The following is a 17052-nucleotide window of genomic DNA, read 5'->3' as shown; positions in this document are numbered from 1 at the left end:
GGGTTTACGCATCCTTCATCTTCACGTCGAGGGCGTCACGCAGGCCGTCACCGAGCAGGGTGAAGGCGAGCACCGTCGAGAGGATGGCCAGTCCGGGCATGATCATCATCCACGGAGCGGTCGTGAGGTAGGCCTGACCGTCCTGGATCATCGTGCCCCACGAGGGCGTGGGCGGCACGACGCCCATGCCGAGGAACGACAGGGCGCTCTCGGTCAGGATGGCGCCGCCGATGTTCATGGTCGCGTAGACCACGATCGAGGCGACGGAGTTCGGGAAGATATGACGGAAGATGATGCGCATGTCAGAAGCGCCCATCGCACGCGCCGCATCCACGTAGTCGTTCTCCTTGACCGTGAGGATCGCCGAGCGGAAGACGCGGGCGATGGACGGCCAGCCGAGGATACCGATAGCGACGAAGACGTTCGTGAGCGAGCGCCCGATGACCGCGATCATCGAGACGACGAAAAGCACGTAGGGGAAGGCCAGGAAGATGTCGGCGGCACGCATGATGATCGTGTCCCAGATCCCGCCGTAGAAACCGGCCAGGGCGCCCAAGATGAGGCCGATGACCGTGGAGATCGCCGTAGCCATGATGCCGACGGACAGCGACACGCGCGCGCCGTAGATGACGCGGACGAGGATGTCGCGGCCGAGGGCGTCGGTACCGAAGGGGTGCTCCGCATTGGGGGCGAGCAGCGACGTCTGCGCCAGCGTGGTGGAATCGGACGACGTGGGTGAGCCGAGCAGCTGCTGGGCCCAGAGATCTGCCGTGAGCGCCACGATCACCACGAAGACGATCCAGATGATCGCCGCCACGGCGAGCTTGTTGCGGCGCAGGCGCTTGAAGGCGTCGCCCCAGAGCGTGCGCGAGGGGCGCGGCGCCTCGGTGGAGGATTTCTCCGCCTTGGCTGCCATGCCGGACCGCTGGGTGGGGCTCGGCTCTTGCATTGTACTCATAGTGTTCCTCCCCGGGCCTTAGTTCGACTTGCTGGAGCGGTCGAACCGGATCCTGGGATCCAGGAACCCGTAGCTGACATCGACAAGCAGGTTCACGACCATGACCACCAGGACGACAAGGGTGACGCCGCCCATGACGATGGGCCAGTCGCGTCCCGAGATCGCGCGGTAGATCTCATAGCCGACCCCCGGCCAGTTGAAGACCGTCTCCGTCAGGATGGCGCCGGAGAGCATCGCGCCGAAGTCCACACCGATATAGGTGACGACCGGGATGAGGGCGTTCTTGAGCGCGTGCTTCCAGATGATGGCGCGGTTGGAGAGGCCCTTGGCCTTGGCCGTGCGGATGTAATCCTGGCTCATGACATCGAGCAGCTGCGAGCGCATGATGCGCGCCGTGTAGGCCGTGGAAACAGAAGCGAGGGTGATAGCGGGGAGGATGTAGTGCATCCAATCCTGGAACTGCGAGCTCGCACCACCGGCACCCGAGATGGGCATGACCTTGAAGATCACGCCGAACACGAGTTGCAGGATCATGCCGAGCCAGAAGGCGGGAACAGCAACGAGCACCGAGGTGGTCAACGTGACCAGGGTGTCCCAGAACGAGTAGCGCTTCACAGCCGAGATGATGCCGGCGCCGATGCCCATGATCGCCTCGAGCACGATGGCACAGAGCGCGAGCTTCACCGTGTAGGGGTACTTCTGCGCGAAGATCTCCGTCACGGGGATCTTGCGCTGGTACGAGGTGCCAAGGTCACCCTTCAGGAGGTTTCCCATGTAACCGATGTAGCGCTCCCAGGTGTTTGTGGGAACCGCATCGCCGTTGGCATCGAGGACGGCATTGCCGTTCTCGTCAACCTTCACCAGGTTGTACTTGATACGGAGCTGCAGCTCCGTCTCGGGGGGCAGCGCCTTGTCTCCGCCGATCAGAGTGATCGGGTCACCCGGCACGATGTTCTGGAGCGCGAACAGGATAAGGGTCACGCCCAGGAAGACCGGTATGAACTGGAGCACACGCTTGAGGATGTACTTTCCCATACTTCTCCCCTATCGAAGGGACACAATCCAAACGGGATGCCCGCCGCCAAGCGGGCATCCCGTCATGCGAGCTAACAGTATAGCCGACCAGACACGTCTGCGCTCAAATATCGCTTGAACTACGCCGTGAGCTCTGCGGTCCCCAGATCAGCGTGCTTCTGCGGGTCGATGTAGAGCTTGGAGATGCGGTCGGAACCGGCGACCACGTGCGTGTAGAACATCAGCGGGATGACCGGGCAGTCGGCGGCGATCTTCGCGTCGGCCTCCTGCAGCTTCGCGATGCGCTCGGCACTGTCGACCGTGGCGCGAGCCTCGCTGATGAGCTGGTCGACCTCGGTGTTGCTGTACGCGGACTTGTTGTCCCCGCCAATGGACTCCGTGTGGAACAGCGGGTAGAGGAAGTTGTCCATGATCGGGTAGTCGGCGATCCAGCCGAGGCGGCCGAACTCATAGTTGCCGTCACGGTACTGGGTGAGCAGCGCCGCCCACTCGGGGGTGTCGGAGGTGACATCGATGCCGACCTTGTTGAGGTCGCCGATGACGGACTCCATGATCTCCTTGTGACCGCCGTCCTGGTTGTAGGAGAGCGTCAGCGAGATGCCACGGGAGCCGTTGGACATCGGGGCGACCTTGTCGAGGTACTCGTTGGCCTTGTCGACGTCATAGGCAGCGAACTCCCATGCGCCCTCCTTGTAGCCGTCGATTCCCGGAGGAACGATGCCGTCGGCCGGGGTGCGGGTGCCTTTGAAGATGGTCTCGCAGATGGCCTCGCGGTTGATGGCAAGGGAGATGCCCTTGCGAAGGTCGGCGTTGTTGAACGGCGCCTTCGTGTTGTTGCAGGTGAGATAGTAGGTCGAGGGCTCGGAGCCGAGGAGCATGTGCTCGCCCGCAGCCATGGTGTAGCCGTCCTTGGACTCGCCGCGATCGGCCTTGGCGGCGTCGATCTGGGCCACGGGGACCTCGGAGACGTCGAGGTTGCCGGCCTGGAACTCCTTGTAGGCGGTCTCCACGTCCTTGAAGATCGCGAAGTGGACGCCGTCCAGCTTGGCCTTCTCGCCGTAGTAATCGTCATTGCGGACGACGTTGATCTCCTGGCCGTCCTCCCAGCTGCCGTCCATCTTGAACGGGCCGTTGCCGATGGGGGCGCGGAAGAACGCCTTGGCGTCGGTGTCGGCGGCCTCGGGGACCGGGGCCAAGGCCGGGTGCGCGCAGACGTAGGCGAAGTCGGCGTACGCAGAGGAGAGCTTCACCACGAGGGTGTTGTCATCGGGCGCGGTGACACCGGTGAACTCGTCCGTCTCACCCTTGTTGAGGGCGTCATAGCCCTCGACCACGGAGAGGTGGTAGGAGATCTCGCTCGGCGTGTAGGCCGTGGCGACGGCGGAGTTGGGGCTCACGATACGGGTCCACGCGCGCTTGAACGCCTCGGCGTTGACCGGGTCGCCGTTGTGGAACTTGGCGCCCTCGACGAGGTGAAAGGTGAACTCCGTGGCGTCGTCGTTGGCCTCCCAGCTCTCAGCGGCGAGGCCGACGAGTTTCTCCTGCTCGAAGTCGAAGAGGGTCAGCGTATCGAACAGCTGGAAGCAGACCTGGGTGCCCTGGTCCTCCTGAACGTTGTACGGGTCAATGGAGACCGGGTTGTTCAGGTAGTAATTGAGCGTTCCGCCGCCCGACGCAGCACTTGAGCCGCCCGCAGAGGGCGAGCCCTTCTGGCCGCAAGCAGCGAGAAACGCCAGCGAGCCCGCGGCGAGCGAGCCACCCACGAACGCGCGACGGGTGATCTTGGTGTCAGCCATGCCATCCTCCTTCTTAAAAATGCCGCCGGGGAGACGACGAACATGGCCGGGACCCCTGCCCGGTATGCCGCAACGCAGCGCCACCCCGCAACGCCGCCCTCAGGCCCAAGGCTGGATAATGAACCTCAAAGAGACGTTCTGTTCACTCTAGCGCACTTTAGGCAGGTGCAGCCACTGATTTTGGCTAACGCGCAAATATTCTTTATCGTGCGACAGTACATGCTCTTAGAATATTGCATAGTATTGCATATGTAAGTATTTCGTTAGATAACTGCAGAAACGCTGCTGTAACAATCTTGTTTGGTCATCGCTCGGCCGATTCGATCCAACCCATCGTCCGTTCCCGCATCAAGATGCCTGCGGATCAGCTCATCCGAGGGACGTGAGTGCGGTGCGCGCTCTCGGATAATCTGGCAGCTGGCATAAAAAAAACCGCAGCCCGAGCGGACTGCGGTCAAAACATGCGTTGTTGTCCGGCTGAACTTAGATGCCGACGATCCCCTGGGGGAAGAAGAACATGCAAAGCACCACGCAGAGCGTGAACACGCCGGCGAGGATGACGGTGAGCCGATCGAGATTGCGCTCCATGACGCCCGTGGCGGCATTCGAGTTGTACAGCGAGCTGGCGATCATGTCGGACACGCCGGTACCCTTGCCGGAATGCATGAGCACGAGGGCGATGAGGGCGATTGTGGACAGCGCCCACACGACGAGGATGATGTACTGAACGGGACCCACCGGGACTCCTTACATTTCATGCAGACCGCACCGCATCACAGAGATTGAATTGGTGCAGACACATTTCAACGAACTGTGACAGTATAGCGCACCGTATTCGCCCCTGCTGAAAAACCATTAAGTCAATGCCGGAATGCTCAGAACCGCGCTGCAAAAACGGGCCGCCCCCGAAGGGACGGCCCGGACTCAGCTACGGTCGAAGGCTGCGGTATGCGCAGGCCCCTGACTTGCGGGCCTCCCCCGCCGTCTTGACCATCGCGGCGAAATCCTCTGCCTTGAGCGAGGCGCCGCCCACGAGGGCACCGTCCACATCGGGCTTGGAGACGAGCTCGGCGATGTTGCCGGGCTTGGCGGAGCCGCCGTAGAGGACGCGGATGCCGTCGGCCAGCTCGGCGCCGAAGATCTCGGCGAGCTGGGCGCGGACGGCCGCGCAGACCTCCTGCGCGTCATCGGCCGTGGCGGTCTTGCCGGTGCCGATAGCCCAGATGGGCTCATAGGCGACGACCAGCTGATCGGCGGACGTGATCTCGAGGCCCTCGAGACCGGCCTTCACCTGGGCGGTCACGTACTCGACGTAGGTGCCGGCCTCGCGGACCTCCTCCGGCTCGCCGCAGCAGAAGACGGGCACGATGCCGCCCTCGACCAGCGCGCGGGCCTTCTTGTTCTGGTCCTCGTCAGTCTCGTGGAAGTACTCGCGGCGCTCGGAGTGGCCGATGATGCAGTACTCCACGGGAACGGACTTGAGCATGGCCACGGAGGTCTCACCGGTGTAGGCGCCCGAGGGCTCCCAGAAGACGTTCTGGGCACCGAGCTTGATGGGGCTCTGCACGATGCCGCCATGGCAGCCGGCGAATTTGAGGTCGACCGTGGGCGGGCAGACGAGCGCCTCGACGCCCGCGGGGATCTCGGGCAGGGCCTCGACGATCTGGGATGCGAGCTCGGCGGCCTCGGGAAGATCCTTGTTCATCTTCCAGTTGCCGGCGATGAGAAGGGTGCGGTTACTCTGCGTCATTGAGTGCCTCCACTCCCGGCAGGGGCTTGCCCTCGACGAGCTGCATCGAGGCGCCGCCGCCCGTTGAGATGAACGTCATCTGATCGGCCAGGCCGAACTTGTTCACGGCCGCGACGGAGTCGCCGCCGCCGATCACGGAGTCGCAGTCGCGGTTGGCCGCGATGGCCTCGGCGATCGCCTTGGTGCCGTGGGCGAACTTGTCCATCTCGAACACGCCGCAGGGGCCGTTCCAGAAGACGGTCTTGGCCTTGGCGATGGCGTCCGCGAAGAGCTTCTCGGTCTCAGGGCCGATGTCCAGGCCCTGCCAGCCGTCCTCGATCTCGCCGGTCTTGGCAATCTTCGTGTTGGCGTCCTCGGAGAAGGCGTCGGCGATGACGTTGTCGATCGGGAGGAGGAACTCGACGCCGTTCTTCTTGGCCTTGTCAAGCATCTCGAGGGCGCGGTCGGTCCAGTCGTCCTCGCAGAGGGAGTCGCCGATGCGGCCGCCCTGGGCCTTGGCGAAGGTGTAGGCCATGCCGCCGCCGACGATCACGGTGTCCGCGGTGTCGAGCAGGCGGTCGATGACGCCGATCTTATCGGAGACCTTGGAGCCGCCGAGGATGGCGACGAAGGGGCGCTTCGGCTCGGCGAAGAGGCCGCCGAGGGTGGAGACCTCCTTCTCGAGCAGGAAGCCGGCGACGGCGGGGATGAACTCAGCCGGGCCGACGACCGAGCCCTGGGCGCGGTGGGCGGTGCCGAAGGCGTCGAGGACGAAAACGTCGCCGTAGGAGGCGAGGGTCTTGGCGATCTCGGGATCGTTCTTCTTCTCGCGCTTGTCGAAGCGGACGTTCTCGAGGACGAGTACGTGACCGGGCTCGAGGGCCTCGACGGCCGCGGCGGCGCGCTCACCGTAGGTGTCGTCCACGAAGGCGACCGGCAGACCGGAGAGCTCGGCGAGTTTCTCGGCCACGGGCGCGAGCGAGAAGGCGGCCTCGGGGCCGTCGCCCTTGGGGCGGCCGAGGTGGCTCATGAGGATGACGCGGGCGTTGTGCTCCACGAGGTACTTGATCGTGGGCAGGGCGGCCTCGATGCGGGTGGTGTCGCCCACCACGCCGTCGGCCACCGGCACGTTGAAGTCGACGCGCACGAGCACGCGCTTGCCGTCGACCTCGACGTCGCGGATGGTCTTCTTTGCGAAAGCCATGGGGTCTCCTTTCCGTTGCGGTAACAAAAGGGACGCGGCACCGGCACCGTGTGCCGCATGGCCGCGCCCCTCACGAGCGCATCTTACGCGATGTGCATCCGAGCGAACGCCACCTTAGGCGACGAACTTCTCGAAGTACTTGATGGTGCGCACCATCTGGGAGGTGTAGGAGTTCTCGTTGTCGTACCACGAGGTGACCTGCACGAGGCTCTGGCCGTTGCCGAGGTCCTGGACCATGGTCTGGGTGGCGTCGAAGATGGAGCCGTGGGTCTCGCCGATGATGTCGGTGGAGACGATCTCGTCCTCGTTGTAGGCGAAGGTGTCGGAGATGGTCGCGGCGTAGGCCTTCATGGCAGCATTGACCTCGTCGGCGGTGACCTTCTTGTCAACGACGGCGTAGAGGTTGGTGAGGGAGCCGGTGGGCGTCGGGACGCGCTGGGCGGCACCGATGAGCTTGCCGTTGAGCTCCGGGAGGACCAGGCCGATGGCCTTGGCGGCACCCGTGGAGTTGGGGACGATGTTCTGGGAGGCCGCGCGGCTGCGACGCTTGTTGCCCTTGCGCTGCGGGCCGTCGAGAGTCATCTGGTCGCCGGTGAAGGCGTGGATGGTGGTCATGATGCCGGACACGATGGGGGCGAAGTCGTTCAGGCCCTTGGCCATCGGGGCCAGGCAGTTGGTGGTGCAGGAGGCGGCGGAGATGATGTTGTCCTCGGCCGTCAGCTCCTCATGGTTAACGTTGAAGACGATGGTGGGCAGGTCGTTGCCGGCCGGAGCGGAGATGACGACCTTCTTGGCGCCGGCGTTGATGTGCGCCTGGGCCTTCTCCTTGGAGGTGTAGAAGCCGGTGCACTCGAGCACGACGTCCACGTCGAGATCGCCCCAGGGGAGGTTGTTGGCGTCGGCCTCCTTGTAGATGCGGATGGTCTTGCCGTCGACGATGATGGAGTCCTCGGTGGAGGAGACCTCGTGATCGCGGGAGTAGTTGCCCTGCGTGGAGTCGTACTTCAGCAGGTACGCGAGCATGTCGGGCGAGGTGAGGTCGTTGATAGCGACGATCTCGGAACCCTCATGACCGAACATCTGACGGAACGCCAGACGACCGATGCGCCCGAAGCCATTGATAGCAACCTTAACTGCCATGTGTGTCTCCTTTCGTGGGGCCCCGGTGGACTCTTCTATCCGCCGCTCAGGCCCGCAGACTAACCACACGCCTAATATACCTTTTTTTCCAAAGTCGAATCACTGCATGACGCGTTTTTGAGCGTACAACGACGTTGAAGCGTTTACGATTTTGGAGATTGCAAAGAAATTGAAGCGCTTCGAAATATTGTAGAGCCCATCATAAAAGGACGTGGGGCGGGTGGCTGACAGGGCTTCCGCCGTGCCCGCACACGCGGATCAGCCCTCGAGACCCGCCGCCTCGGCGAGCTTCTCAAGTCTGAGCACCCGGTGGTAGAGGGCCGACTTGGAGAGCGGCGGCTCGGCCAGGGTGCNGGGGGGGGGGGGGGCGGGGCACCCGCCGCACCGGCCGAGCGGCCCTGGTTCGCGAGTTCCGCGTTCACCCGGCGGTTGACGTCGTTCTTCACCGACTTCACCGCCCGGGCGTCCTCGATCTCGGTGACGGACCGCGAGGCGCCCGCGAGCTCGAGCAGGCGCCGGATGTCCTCGGCGCTCTTGATGTACACGGCGAAGCTGCCGCGCCGCGGGTTCACACGGGCGGGGATCCCCAGCTCGCCGATGAGGTCGGCGAGGGCGTGGGCGAAGGTCTCGCCCTGGACGGCGATCTCCAGGTGGAAGTCGCCGCGCGGGTCGGCGACGAACCCTCCGGCGATGAGGGCGCCGCGGATGTAGGCGAGCCGGCAGCAGTCGCGGGCCACGATATGGTGCGGGATCCCGGCGATGAGGCCCCCGTGGCGGTCGAGGATCCCGAGCAGCACCAGGGCCTTCTTGAGATCGGGCTGGTCGGGCAGGGTAATCAGGTAGTTCCTGACCTTGTGGAGGACCGAGCGGCGCACCGTGAACTCCGTCTTCAACTTCAGGATCTGGTGCGTGAGGCCGATCATCGTGCGGGCGACCGCTCCGGTCTCGGTTGCGACGGCGACGCGGTAGCGGTCGGGGCCCGTGATGGAGAGGGTTCCGCAGACGCGCGTGAGCGCCGCGAGCATGGCCAGGTTGCAGTACTCGCAGGTGGGCTCAGCCCGTGCGAGCTCGTCTCTCACCTCCGCGCTGAATGACATGCGTCGATCACCTCGGTGAGGGCGGCGGCGAGGAGCCGGGGGTCATGTGCGGTGCAGGCGTCCTCATCGGCCATGTCGCGGATGAGGACGGCGGGTATGCGGCGAGCGAGACGGCTCTCGGCCGCAGCGGGCAGCGGGACATCCGGGAAGCGTCCGAAGCGCGGGTCGTGGCTTGAAAAGCCCGGGCGGGCCCGCTCGTCACGGCGGTGGAAGAGGGCCACGTCGACCAGGGGCAGGAAGCCGGCGGCGTCGAGGGCGTCGATGTAGTCCTCGGCGGCCATGCCCTCGGTCTCCCCCGGGACGTCGGCCTTGGGGCAGACGAAGATCCGGCATGCGTCGGTCTCCGCAAGGGCACGGGCGATATCCGGCACCAGGAGGTTCGGCATGAGCGAGGTGAAGAGCGAGCCCGGCCCGATCACAACAAGGTCGGCGGCGCGGATCGCCTCCGCCGCGGGAGCATAGGCCGCAGGCTCGGCGGGCTCGAGCCACACGCGCTCGAGGCGGCCGGCCCCGTAGGAGAGGAGCGCCTGGCCATGCACCCGCTCCCCCGCCGCCGTGACGCCGGCCATCGCGACCGGCTCCAGGGTGGAGGGCAGGGTGCGGCCCACGCAGCCGAGCATCTCCTCGACCGCGGAGAGGGTCGCCATGAAATCGCCCGTCTCGTCGGCGAGTGCGGCGATGAGGAGGTTCCCCATCGCATGGTTGTCCAGGTAGGAGAAGCGGTGCTCGAGGGCGCGGGCGAGCGGGCCTGTTGGGTTGGCGGCGAGGGCGACCATGCACTTGCGCAGGTCGCCGGGGGGCAGCATGTGCTCCTCCCGGCGGAGGATCCCCGTGGAGCGGCCGTCATCGGCCATGGCCACGATGGCGCTCAGGTTGAGGGGGCAGTCGAGTTTGCGAAGGGCGCTGATCAGGGCGGGCTGGCCGGTGCCGCCGCCGATGGAGACGACGTTGACGGCGCCCGCGGAACGTGCGGGGGCCATGACCTCAGCCCGCCGTGTTCGCCCGTGGCAGGTCGCGGTGGGAGATGCTCACGTGGTACTGCTGCCGCTCGAGGTAGCGGGCCGTGGCTTCGGCGATCGCGACGGAGCGGTGCTGGCCGCCCGTGCAGCCGATACCGATGGAGAGCTGCGGCTTGCCCTCGGCAATGTAGCCGGGCATGACGGCGTCGAGCAGCTGGAACCAGGCCGAGAGGAACTCCTTGGTCTTCGCGTTCTCGAGCACGAAGGTCGACACCTTCTCATCAAGCCCCGTGAGCGGGCGCATCTCGGGGTCGTAGAAGGGGTTCGGCAGGAAGCGCACGTCGATCATCAGATCGGCCTCGACGGGCATGCCGTGCTTGAACCCGAAGGAGAAGACGTGGACGTCCATGAGTTGCTGGTCGGAGAGCTCCGAGAAGGCCGCGCGCAGACGGGTGCGCAGGGCGTTCGTGCGCAGGCGGCTCGTGTCGATGACCATGTCCGCCCGCTCGCGCACGCTCCCCAGCTGCACGCGCTCGCGCTGGATCGCGTCGGCCGTGGTCTCACCCCGCTTCGCAAGCGGATGGCGACGGCGGTTCTCGCTGTAACGGCGGATGAGCACCTCGTCAGAGGCCTCGAGGAAGACGATCTTGCAAGAGAGCTCATGGTCCTCGAGGGTCTTGATCACATCGAGGAGCTCGTCGAACAGGCCCTGGCTGCGCAGGTCGCAGGTGACCACGAGGTGGCGCCCGATGCCCGCGTTGATGCCGATGAGCTCGGCCAGCTGCAGGATGAGGCTCGGGGGCAGGTTGTCGATGCAGAAATAGCCCATATCCTCGAAGACGTGCATGGCCTGGGTGCGGCCGGAGCCCGCCATCCCCGTGATGATGACGATATCGGGCACGCGGTCGGCAAGTTCCGCCGTCGTGATGGGGTCCTGCGCGGTCTCTGCCATGGCGCCTCCTCTGGGATGCGGTGCGTTGACCAAGTATAGTTCAGGACCGTGGCGCACGTGTGGAGCGGACCCGTCGGACACCAGACGCTGACCGCGCATGACCCGATGCATTGTGCCGAAGCCAGACAGGCTCGTCCCGCCAGAGGACGCATGCGAAACCGCACGGCCCGCCTCTGCGATAGACGCGCGAGGACGGGCCGTGCGGCTGGATCGGCGCACCCTCCCCTCGCGGGTGCGGCCATCTGAGTGGCATTCGACGGGGATCGACGACTTCTTACGCGAGAGCGTCGGTGAACCAGCTTGTGAGCGAGGTGGGGTGCGTGATCGCCGTGCCGACGACCACGGCCCAGGCGCCGGCGTCGATCGCCTCGGCCGCCTCGGCGGGCGTGTGCACGCGGCCCTCGCAGATGATCGGCAGATCGGGGAACTCGGAGACCGCCTGGCGCAGCAGCGGGAGGTCGGGACCGTCGGCCATCGTGCAGTCGACCGCGGCGACCCCATGGGAGAGGGTGGTCGAGACCAGGTCGAAGCCGAGCTCGGCGGCGCGGCGGATGTCATCGATCGTCATGCAGTCCGCCATCGTAAACACGCCCTCCGCCTTGAGCGGCTCGAGGGTGTCGGCCACCGTGCGGCCGTCGGGCCGCGGACGATCGGTGGCGTCGAAGGCAACGATGTCGGCACCCGCAGCGACGCAGGCGCGGGCATGGCGCAGGGTGGGCGTGATGTAGACGCCCTCGTGGCCGTCCTTCCACAAGCCAATCACCGGGATCTCAACCCGGCCCTTGATGGCCGCTATGTCGGCGATGCCCTGGCAGCGGATGGCCGCCGCACCGCCGATCTCGCAGGCGCGGGCCATCTGCGCCATGGTCTCGGGGTTGCGCAGCGGCTCACCCGGATAGGCCTGGACGCTCACGATGAGCTTGCCCTTGAGGTTCTCTATCAATGCGTTCATATGCGTCTCCTCTGCGTGCGGGCATTCGCACCCGCACTATAAGCATATCCTCAGCTGCCCCCATCGCAGAAGGCGCGGCGTCCTCGGCGATGTTCTCGCCGATTTCAACCGAACAGACGGCGCCGGCGGCCGACCCGAAGGCGGCACCGGCGCCGTCATGCGACAGACAGATGGGTGCGGACCCTACTCGTCGATGCCGAGCTCCTCGAGGACGGCCGACTTGTACAGGATCGCCTTCGCGCCGAAGACCGCCTGGATGCCGCCGTCCACATCAAGGACGCCCGCGGCGCCGAGCTTCATGAAGAGGTCCTTGTCGACCTTCGAGGTGTCGTGCACGCCCACGCGCAGACGCGTGATGCAGGCGTCCACGTCCTCGATGTTCTCCGGACCGCCCAGGGCCGTGATGATGACCTTGGCGTCCTGGGCGAGCTCGCCCTCCTCCTTCTTGGAGGGAGCCGCCGCAGGCAGGGAATCGGAGGCGTCGGCGTCCTCACCGCGACCGGGGGTCGCGATGTTGAACCTGGTGATCAGGAAGCGGAAGGTGACGTAGTACAGGCCAGCCCACGCGGCGCCGACGGGGAGCACGAGCAGCCAGTTCGTCTTCGCCTCACCCTGCAGGATGCCGAAGAGGAAGAAGTCGATGAAGCCGCCGGAGAAGGTGTTGCCGATGCGGATCTGCAGCAGGTCGGCGACGAGGAACGAGAGGCCGTCGAAGAACGAGTGCAGCACGTAGAGCGGCGGGCAGACGAAGAGGAACATGTACTCGAGCGGCTCGGTGATGCCGGTCAGGAAGGACGTGGCAGCCACGCCAAGGAAGAGGCCGGCGTACTTGCCGCGGCGCTCCTTCGGTACGCAGTGGTACATGGCGAGCGCCGCCGCGGGCAGGCCGAACATCATCGTCGCGAAGCGGCCGGCGAAGAAGCGCGTACCCTCCGTGAAGAGGCCGGTGTGGCTGGGGTCGGCGAGCTGGGCAAAGAAGATGTTCTGCGCGCCGACGACCTGCTGGCCGGCGACCACGGCGGAACCGCCGAGCTCGGTGTACCAGAACATCGGGTAGATCATGTGGTGCAGGCCGATGGCACCGCAGAGGCGCATCAGGAAGCCGTAGAAGAAGGTGCCGATGACGCCGGTGGCCGCGATGCCCTCGCCGGCCATGACGAGCAGCTGCTGGAAGGGCGGCCAGATCACGTAGAAGATCGCGCCGACCACGATGCCCGCCACGCTCGTCACGATGGGCACGAAGCGCGAGCCGCCGAAGAAGCCGAGCACCTGGGGCAGCTGGATGTTGTGGAAGCGGTTGTGGAGGTTCACCGCGATGAGGCCCATCACCAGGGCACCGACCACGCCGGTGTCGATGGCAGCGCCGTCGGGGCTGAAGATGGAGAGCAGCGTGGTGGAGGTGGTGGTCATCACCAGGTAGCCCACGACGCCCGCGAGGGCGGCGACGCCCTTGTCGCGACGGGCGAGGCCGATGCAGAGGCCGATGCAGAGCAGCATGGGCAGGTTTCCGAAGACGATGCTGCCGGCGGCATTCATGACCTTGAAGACGGCCTGCAGCCAGGGCACGTCGAGCATGGGGTAGGCCGCGATGGTGGCCGCGGAGCTGAACGCGCCGCCGATGCCGAGCAGCAGACCCGCCGCCGGGAGGATCGCGATCGGCAGCATGAACGCCTTGCCGATCTTCTGGAACAGTTTAAACACCGTGTCTCCTTTCATAGGGACCTTGGAACCTGGGTGTGAGGGGGTGCCTCACGGGACGGGGCCGGGCGCGGGCGTTGGCATGGCGCCGCGCCTTCAGCCGGCTACCGGGGCGATGGGCCTAGGGCCCCCTCCCCTGATCGCGCTCGCTGGCGCGGACCCGCTCGATATGCATCGTGAGGTACATCCACTCGTTGCGCGGCACCTCGTAGCCGTGCTCGCGGGCGACGAAATCTACGATGGCGTCCGCGCAGGCCCCGGCGACCCGGTACTCGCGCTCAACCAAGGCGATCAGGCGACGGTCCTCGGGCAGGGTCTCCGCTGCGGCATGAGCTGGGGAGACCGCGCGCTGGGCGAAGAGCTTGAGATGCACCATGAAGCGGTAGTACGCGAGGGAGTCCTCATCGAGGTCGACGCCGAGCTCCTCGCGGACGATGCCGATGGCGCGCTGGATGATGTCGGCCATCTCGGTGGTGGCCTCCATGCCCACGCCGGTGCTCGCGTTGACGAAGTGCAGGGCGATGAAGGCGGCCTCGTCCTCGGGCAGCTTCACGTCGAAGACACGTTCGAGATAGGAGACGGCGGTGAGGCCGCACTCGAACTCGTCGCGGTAGACCAGGCGGGTCTCGAAGGTGAGGCGATTCGCCACAAGCTGCCCGGTGCGGGCGCGCTCGATGGTGAAGTGGATGTGGTCGGCGAGGGCAAGGTAGATGCCGTCGTCGAGCTCACGGCCGAGGCGCAGGCGGGTGTGCTCGATGATGTCCTGCGCGGCCTCGAAGTACTCCTCGGGGATGAGGGCGATGAGGTCGGACAGGCGGCGTGAGAGCTCGGGCACGTGCTGGGTGAAGAGCCGCTCGACGGATGCCTCGTCGAGCTGGTCGCCGTGCTTGCGCCCGAAGGCGAGCCCGCGGCCCATGGCGATGCAGTCATGGCCCGACTCATCGACCACGATGGCGATGTTGTTGTTGAGAACCTTTGCGATCGTCAACACGGGTACGCGGCTCCTTAGGCGGTTGCAGCATGAAGATAGGCGACATCGAAAGCGGTGAGCTTCTCACTTTCGGTGTCGCCCGCATGACCGGTCACGATCCTCATCAAGTTTGTGCGTTCAGTGTAGGCTGTGGGGCAGGCGGTGTCAACAGAAAGTAAAGACGGGTGTCGGAGCTTCGCCTCGGGGCTAAAACGGGAGCGGCCCCCGGACATGCCGAGGGCCACCCACACGCTAAAACGTGCAACGGGGCGGCTTCGGAGTGCAGCCGGGCTACCCACATAATACATATTAGCACACGCACTACCAATAGAAAAGAAAGCTGACGCTGCGATAGCCAAGTGACCTCGGAATATCGATTAAATATTGATGTTTGTACCCAGTCACCTTGGACATGTCCATGTGCCCCATCAGCGCCGTGGTGTCGATGCACCCGGCCCCGGTCAGCTCCGCCGCGACGGTCAGCGCCTTCTCGCGGTCGGCCCAGCTGGCCTTGGCCGCGTCGAAGTCGGCGGTGGCCTTGGCGAGCGCCTCGTCCACGGCCTGCTTCACGTCGTCGGAGGTCTTCAGCTTCTCCATCGAGCCCTTCAGCCCGTCGAGCTGCTTCCGCATCTCCTCGGCCTGCTCGCGGGCCGCGTCGCGCTGGGCGCGGTAGTCCTCCGCCGCGCGCTGCCAGTCCGGTCCGCCCTTGGGCTTGGCCTCGCCCTGGGGCTCGGTGACCGGCTCCTTGGGATCGGTCGCTGTCGGTTCTGTTGGTTTGGGCATGGGTTCTCCTCCCGTGGTCCCCCCGGCGTTTGGTCGGCGGTTCACTCCGCATCGGGTGGCGCATGTGGGCCGCGCCTCGCCTGTTCCGGCGGGATCGGCCCCGCCCTGCCACGGCACATGCTCCACGGGAGGTCACACGGCAAAAAGAAAGGCCCGCCGGAGCGGGGCCTCGTGGGCTGCTTTATATCATCGTCCGTTCAGATTATGCCTCCAGCCCGCGCCAAAGCGGCGACTAGGGTGGAGACGCCCGCCTCGAACCCAACCCCGGCGACGGCGCGCGCCTTCGCCATCGCCCCGTTCTCGCAGAGGTACTCCGCCCCGGCCAAGGTGAGCCGCGCCTCCCGGAACGTGATACCGACGGTCCCGTCGATGTAATCCGCCACGCTGATCCCTGACACAAGCCCGTCTGAAGAGAGCGCTTTGAGCACTGTGGCCAGGTACCCATCTGCCACACCAGCGGCCTCGCGGGCCTGGCCCTCGTCCGGGGACACACCCTGTTTTTGGCACGCGTCGATGTAGCGCAGGACGCGGTAGGCGACGGCTGGCATGTCGTCGCGCTTCACTCGACCACCTCGAAACCCTCAATATCGGAGAGTGGGATGCTCACGATCACGCCGCCGTCCAGCAGGCCGATCGCATCCGGTTCTCCCGGGTAGTCGTTTTCAAGGAAGATGCTTGCCAGCCTTCCCGAGAACTCCTTCCCTCCACGGCACGCGACCGTGATCGTGCGGTGCATGAGTTTCTCCGCCTCGTCAACTACCATTCAGCGCCTCCGATGGGCTGGCCGGGACGATGTGGGTCCCGTCTTTCGAGTAGTGGATGGTGAAGGTGTCCGTCTCCTCGACCCCATCCTTGGTGACATTATACCCTATCACCCTGTCTGACCTGCATATCTCCTTCTTCGTCCACTCCCCTGAGCTGGTCGCGACCGGGATGCCCCTACCGGCGTGCTCGTCCACGAGGCGCTGCAGGTCCTCGTACGTCAGCGACGGATCGATCCAGCTCGGGGACGCGTACTCGGATCCATTCGCAACCCTGTTCTCCACCTCCCGCTCGAAGGCGTGCGTGCCCCTGATGTGCTTGTCCTGCCTGCCCTTGAAGATCGTGTTCGGGAGAGGGCCGTTCACGCGCTCGTCGCGCTCCCGGATCGCCCGCGCGGTGGTGCCCTTGACGTTGATCCTCCGCCCGCTGGCGTCGTACGCCTCCTCGCGGCCCACCCTGCGGCGCGTCCTGCGGTCCGCCAGCAGGTTCCTCTGCGCCGTCTCGGCCCGCTGGAGCCTGATCCTGGCCCGCGCGCTGTCCAGGCCCTCGGCCTCCAGCGCCGCGACCTCGCGCTTGGCGTCCCTGATCCTGCGCTCGTTGGCCCGCTGCCTCTGCCGCCTCTTGTACGCCTCCTCGGGGTCGTCGCCCGCGTCCTCGTCCGGCGTCTCGCTCCACCGGCGCTCCCTGCCGGGGATGTACGGGGCCACGCTGTGGCCGCAGTTCGGCTCCATGAGCCCGTCTGCGGCCCCGCTCTCCTCGAAGCCCTTGTAATGCACGCCCTCGATCGTCACGGGGCCGTCCAGGCCGTACACGCGGCCCTGCCACTCCCGGTGCGACGGGCGCCGGTGGCTGCCCACCTCCACCAGGGCGACCCCGGCGCGTCGGCAGATGTCCAGCGCCCGGTCCACCGACGCCTGCTTGGTCATGGTCACGATGTGCCTGCGCATCACGGTGTCCGGCTGCTTCCGACACCCGCTGGCGTAGTCGACCACGCGCACCCCGCGATCGGCTCCGCGC

General features: G+C 65.8%; 16 protein-coding genes and 1 pseudogene. All 17 read right to left on the bottom strand.

The annotated features are described in order from the left end of the window. Positions 1–4: 4 nt before the first annotated feature. Positions 5–916 (bottom strand): ABC transporter permease, encoded by a 912-nt coding sequence (locus CAP13_RS08910; RefSeq protein ID WP_342743228.1) that lies wholly within the window; start codon positions 914–916, stop codon positions 5–7. Positions 917–976: 60 nt separating this feature from the next. After that, positions 977–1993 carry an ABC transporter permease gene (locus tag CAP13_RS08905; protein ID WP_085831245.1) on the bottom strand — a complete coding sequence of 339 codons (1017 nt, stop codon included), beginning with the start codon at positions 1991–1993 and terminating at the stop codon, positions 977–979. Between the two features lie 119 nt (positions 1994–2112). Then, positions 2113–3789 carry a peptide ABC transporter substrate-binding protein gene (locus CAP13_RS08900; protein ID WP_085831244.1) on the bottom strand — a complete coding sequence of 559 codons (1677 nt, stop codon included), beginning with the start codon at positions 3787–3789 and terminating at the stop codon, positions 2113–2115. A gap of 483 nt (positions 3790–4272) precedes the next feature. Continuing rightward, a complete protein-coding gene (secG, locus tag CAP13_RS08895; RefSeq protein ID WP_085831243.1) occupies positions 4273–4527 on the bottom strand; it encodes a preprotein translocase subunit SecG in 255 nt (84 codons plus the stop codon). A 190-nt stretch (positions 4528–4717) separates the two neighbouring features. Beyond that, positions 4718–5539: a triose-phosphate isomerase gene (gene tpiA / locus CAP13_RS08890; protein ID WP_085831242.1), complete on the bottom strand. Its 822-nt coding sequence runs from the start codon at positions 5537–5539 to the stop codon at positions 4718–4720. Continuing rightward, positions 5526–6722 carry a phosphoglycerate kinase gene (locus tag CAP13_RS08885; protein WP_085831241.1) on the bottom strand — a complete coding sequence of 399 codons (1197 nt, stop codon included), beginning with the start codon at positions 6720–6722 and terminating at the stop codon, positions 5526–5528. Before CAP13_RS08885 ends, tpiA begins: the two co-directional genes overlap by 14 nt. A 114-nt stretch (positions 6723–6836) precedes the next feature. Next, entirely contained in the window at positions 6837–7862 is a 1026-nt protein-coding gene (gene gap / locus CAP13_RS08880; RefSeq protein ID WP_085831240.1) for a type I glyceraldehyde-3-phosphate dehydrogenase, read from the bottom strand. A gap of 258 nt (positions 7863–8120) precedes the next feature. Beyond that, positions 8121–8959: pseudogene (gene whiA, locus CAP13_RS08875) on the bottom strand (DNA-binding protein WhiA). After that, complete coding sequence (locus tag CAP13_RS08870) at positions 8938–9939, bottom strand: gluconeogenesis factor YvcK family protein (protein WP_085831239.1); 1002 nt, start codon at positions 9937–9939, stop codon at positions 8938–8940. The pseudogene whiA and the gene CAP13_RS08870 overlap by 22 nt, the downstream one beginning before the upstream one ends. 4 nt (positions 9940–9943) lie before the next feature. Continuing rightward, positions 9944–10870 (bottom strand): RNase adapter RapZ, encoded by a 927-nt coding sequence (gene rapZ, locus CAP13_RS08865; RefSeq protein WP_085831238.1) that lies wholly within the window; start codon positions 10868–10870, stop codon positions 9944–9946. A 274-nt stretch (positions 10871–11144) separates the two neighbouring features. Beyond that, the gene (locus CAP13_RS08860) at positions 11145–11822 is read right to left on the bottom strand and encodes an N-acetylmannosamine-6-phosphate 2-epimerase (RefSeq protein ID WP_085831237.1); all 678 of its coding nucleotides are present in this window, start codon (positions 11820–11822) and stop codon (positions 11145–11147) included. A gap of 183 nt (positions 11823–12005) precedes the next feature. Further along, positions 12006–13523, bottom strand: a complete 1518-nt coding sequence (locus tag CAP13_RS08855) for a PTS transporter subunit EIIC (protein ID WP_085831236.1) — start codon at positions 13521–13523, stop codon at positions 12006–12008. A gap of 118 nt (positions 13524–13641) precedes the next feature. Beyond that, positions 13642–14511 (bottom strand): PRD domain-containing protein, encoded by an 870-nt coding sequence (locus CAP13_RS08850; RefSeq protein ID WP_085831235.1) that lies wholly within the window; start codon positions 14509–14511, stop codon positions 13642–13644. A 300-nt stretch (positions 14512–14811) separates the two neighbouring features. Then, positions 14812–15273: a phage scaffolding protein gene (locus CAP13_RS08845; RefSeq protein WP_085831234.1), complete on the bottom strand. Its 462-nt coding sequence runs from the start codon at positions 15271–15273 to the stop codon at positions 14812–14814. A gap of 197 nt (positions 15274–15470) precedes the next feature. Next, positions 15471–15836 (bottom strand): YjcQ family protein, encoded by a 366-nt coding sequence (locus CAP13_RS08840; RefSeq protein ID WP_085831233.1) that lies wholly within the window; start codon positions 15834–15836, stop codon positions 15471–15473. After that, a complete protein-coding gene (locus tag CAP13_RS08835) occupies positions 15833–16036 on the bottom strand; it encodes a hypothetical protein (RefSeq protein ID WP_085831232.1) in 204 nt (67 codons plus the stop codon). The genes CAP13_RS08840 and CAP13_RS08835 overlap by 4 nt, the downstream gene beginning before the upstream one ends. Beyond that, a partial coding sequence (locus tag CAP13_RS08830; protein ID WP_218775356.1) for a phage minor capsid protein occupies positions 16026–17052 on the bottom strand: 1027 nt, incomplete at its 5' end. The genes CAP13_RS08830 and CAP13_RS08835, both read right to left, overlap by 11 nt.

Source organism: Collinsella vaginalis, from assembly GCF_900176655.1.
Lineage (GTDB): Bacteria > Actinomycetota > Coriobacteriia > Coriobacteriales > Coriobacteriaceae > Collinsella > Collinsella vaginalis.
This window is presented reverse-complemented; position numbering and strand designations above follow the sequence as displayed.

Bases quoted from the DNA above. Each gene is read 5' to 3' on its own strand.
- CAP13_RS08910 (WP_342743228.1), bottom strand. From the start codon at position 916: ATGGCAGCCAAGGCGGAGAAATCCTCCACCGAGGCGCCGCGCCCCTCG.
- CAP13_RS08905 (WP_085831245.1), bottom strand. From the start codon at position 1,993: ATGGGAAAGTACATCCTCAAGCGTGTGCTCCAGTTCATACCGGTCTTC.
- CAP13_RS08900 (WP_085831244.1), bottom strand. From the start codon at position 3,789: ATGGCTGACACCAAGATCACCCGTCGCGCGTTCGTGGGTGGCTCGCTC.
- tpiA (WP_085831242.1), bottom strand. From the start codon at position 5,539: ATGACGCAGAGTAACCGCACCCTTCTCATCGCCGGCAACTGGAAGATG.
- CAP13_RS08885 (WP_085831241.1), bottom strand. From the start codon at position 6,722: ATGGCTTTCGCAAAGAAGACCATCCGCGACGTCGAGGTCGACGGCAAG.
- gap (WP_085831240.1), bottom strand. From the start codon at position 7,862: ATGGCAGTTAAGGTTGCTATCAATGGCTTCGGGCGCATCGGTCGTCTG.
- CAP13_RS08870 (WP_085831239.1), bottom strand. From the start codon at position 9,939: ATGGCCCCCGCACGTTCCGCGGGCGCCGTCAACGTCGTCTCCATCGGC.
- rapZ (WP_085831238.1), bottom strand. From the start codon at position 10,870: ATGGCAGAGACCGCGCAGGACCCCATCACGACGGCGGAACTTGCCGAC.
- CAP13_RS08860 (WP_085831237.1), bottom strand. From the start codon at position 11,822: ATGAACGCATTGATAGAGAACCTCAAGGGCAAGCTCATCGTGAGCGTC.
- CAP13_RS08845 (WP_085831234.1), bottom strand. From the start codon at position 15,273: ATGCCCAAACCAACAGAACCGACAGCGACCGATCCCAAGGAGCCGGTC.
- CAP13_RS08835 (WP_085831232.1), bottom strand. From the start codon at position 16,036: ATGGTAGTTGACGAGGCGGAGAAACTCATGCACCGCACGATCACGGTC.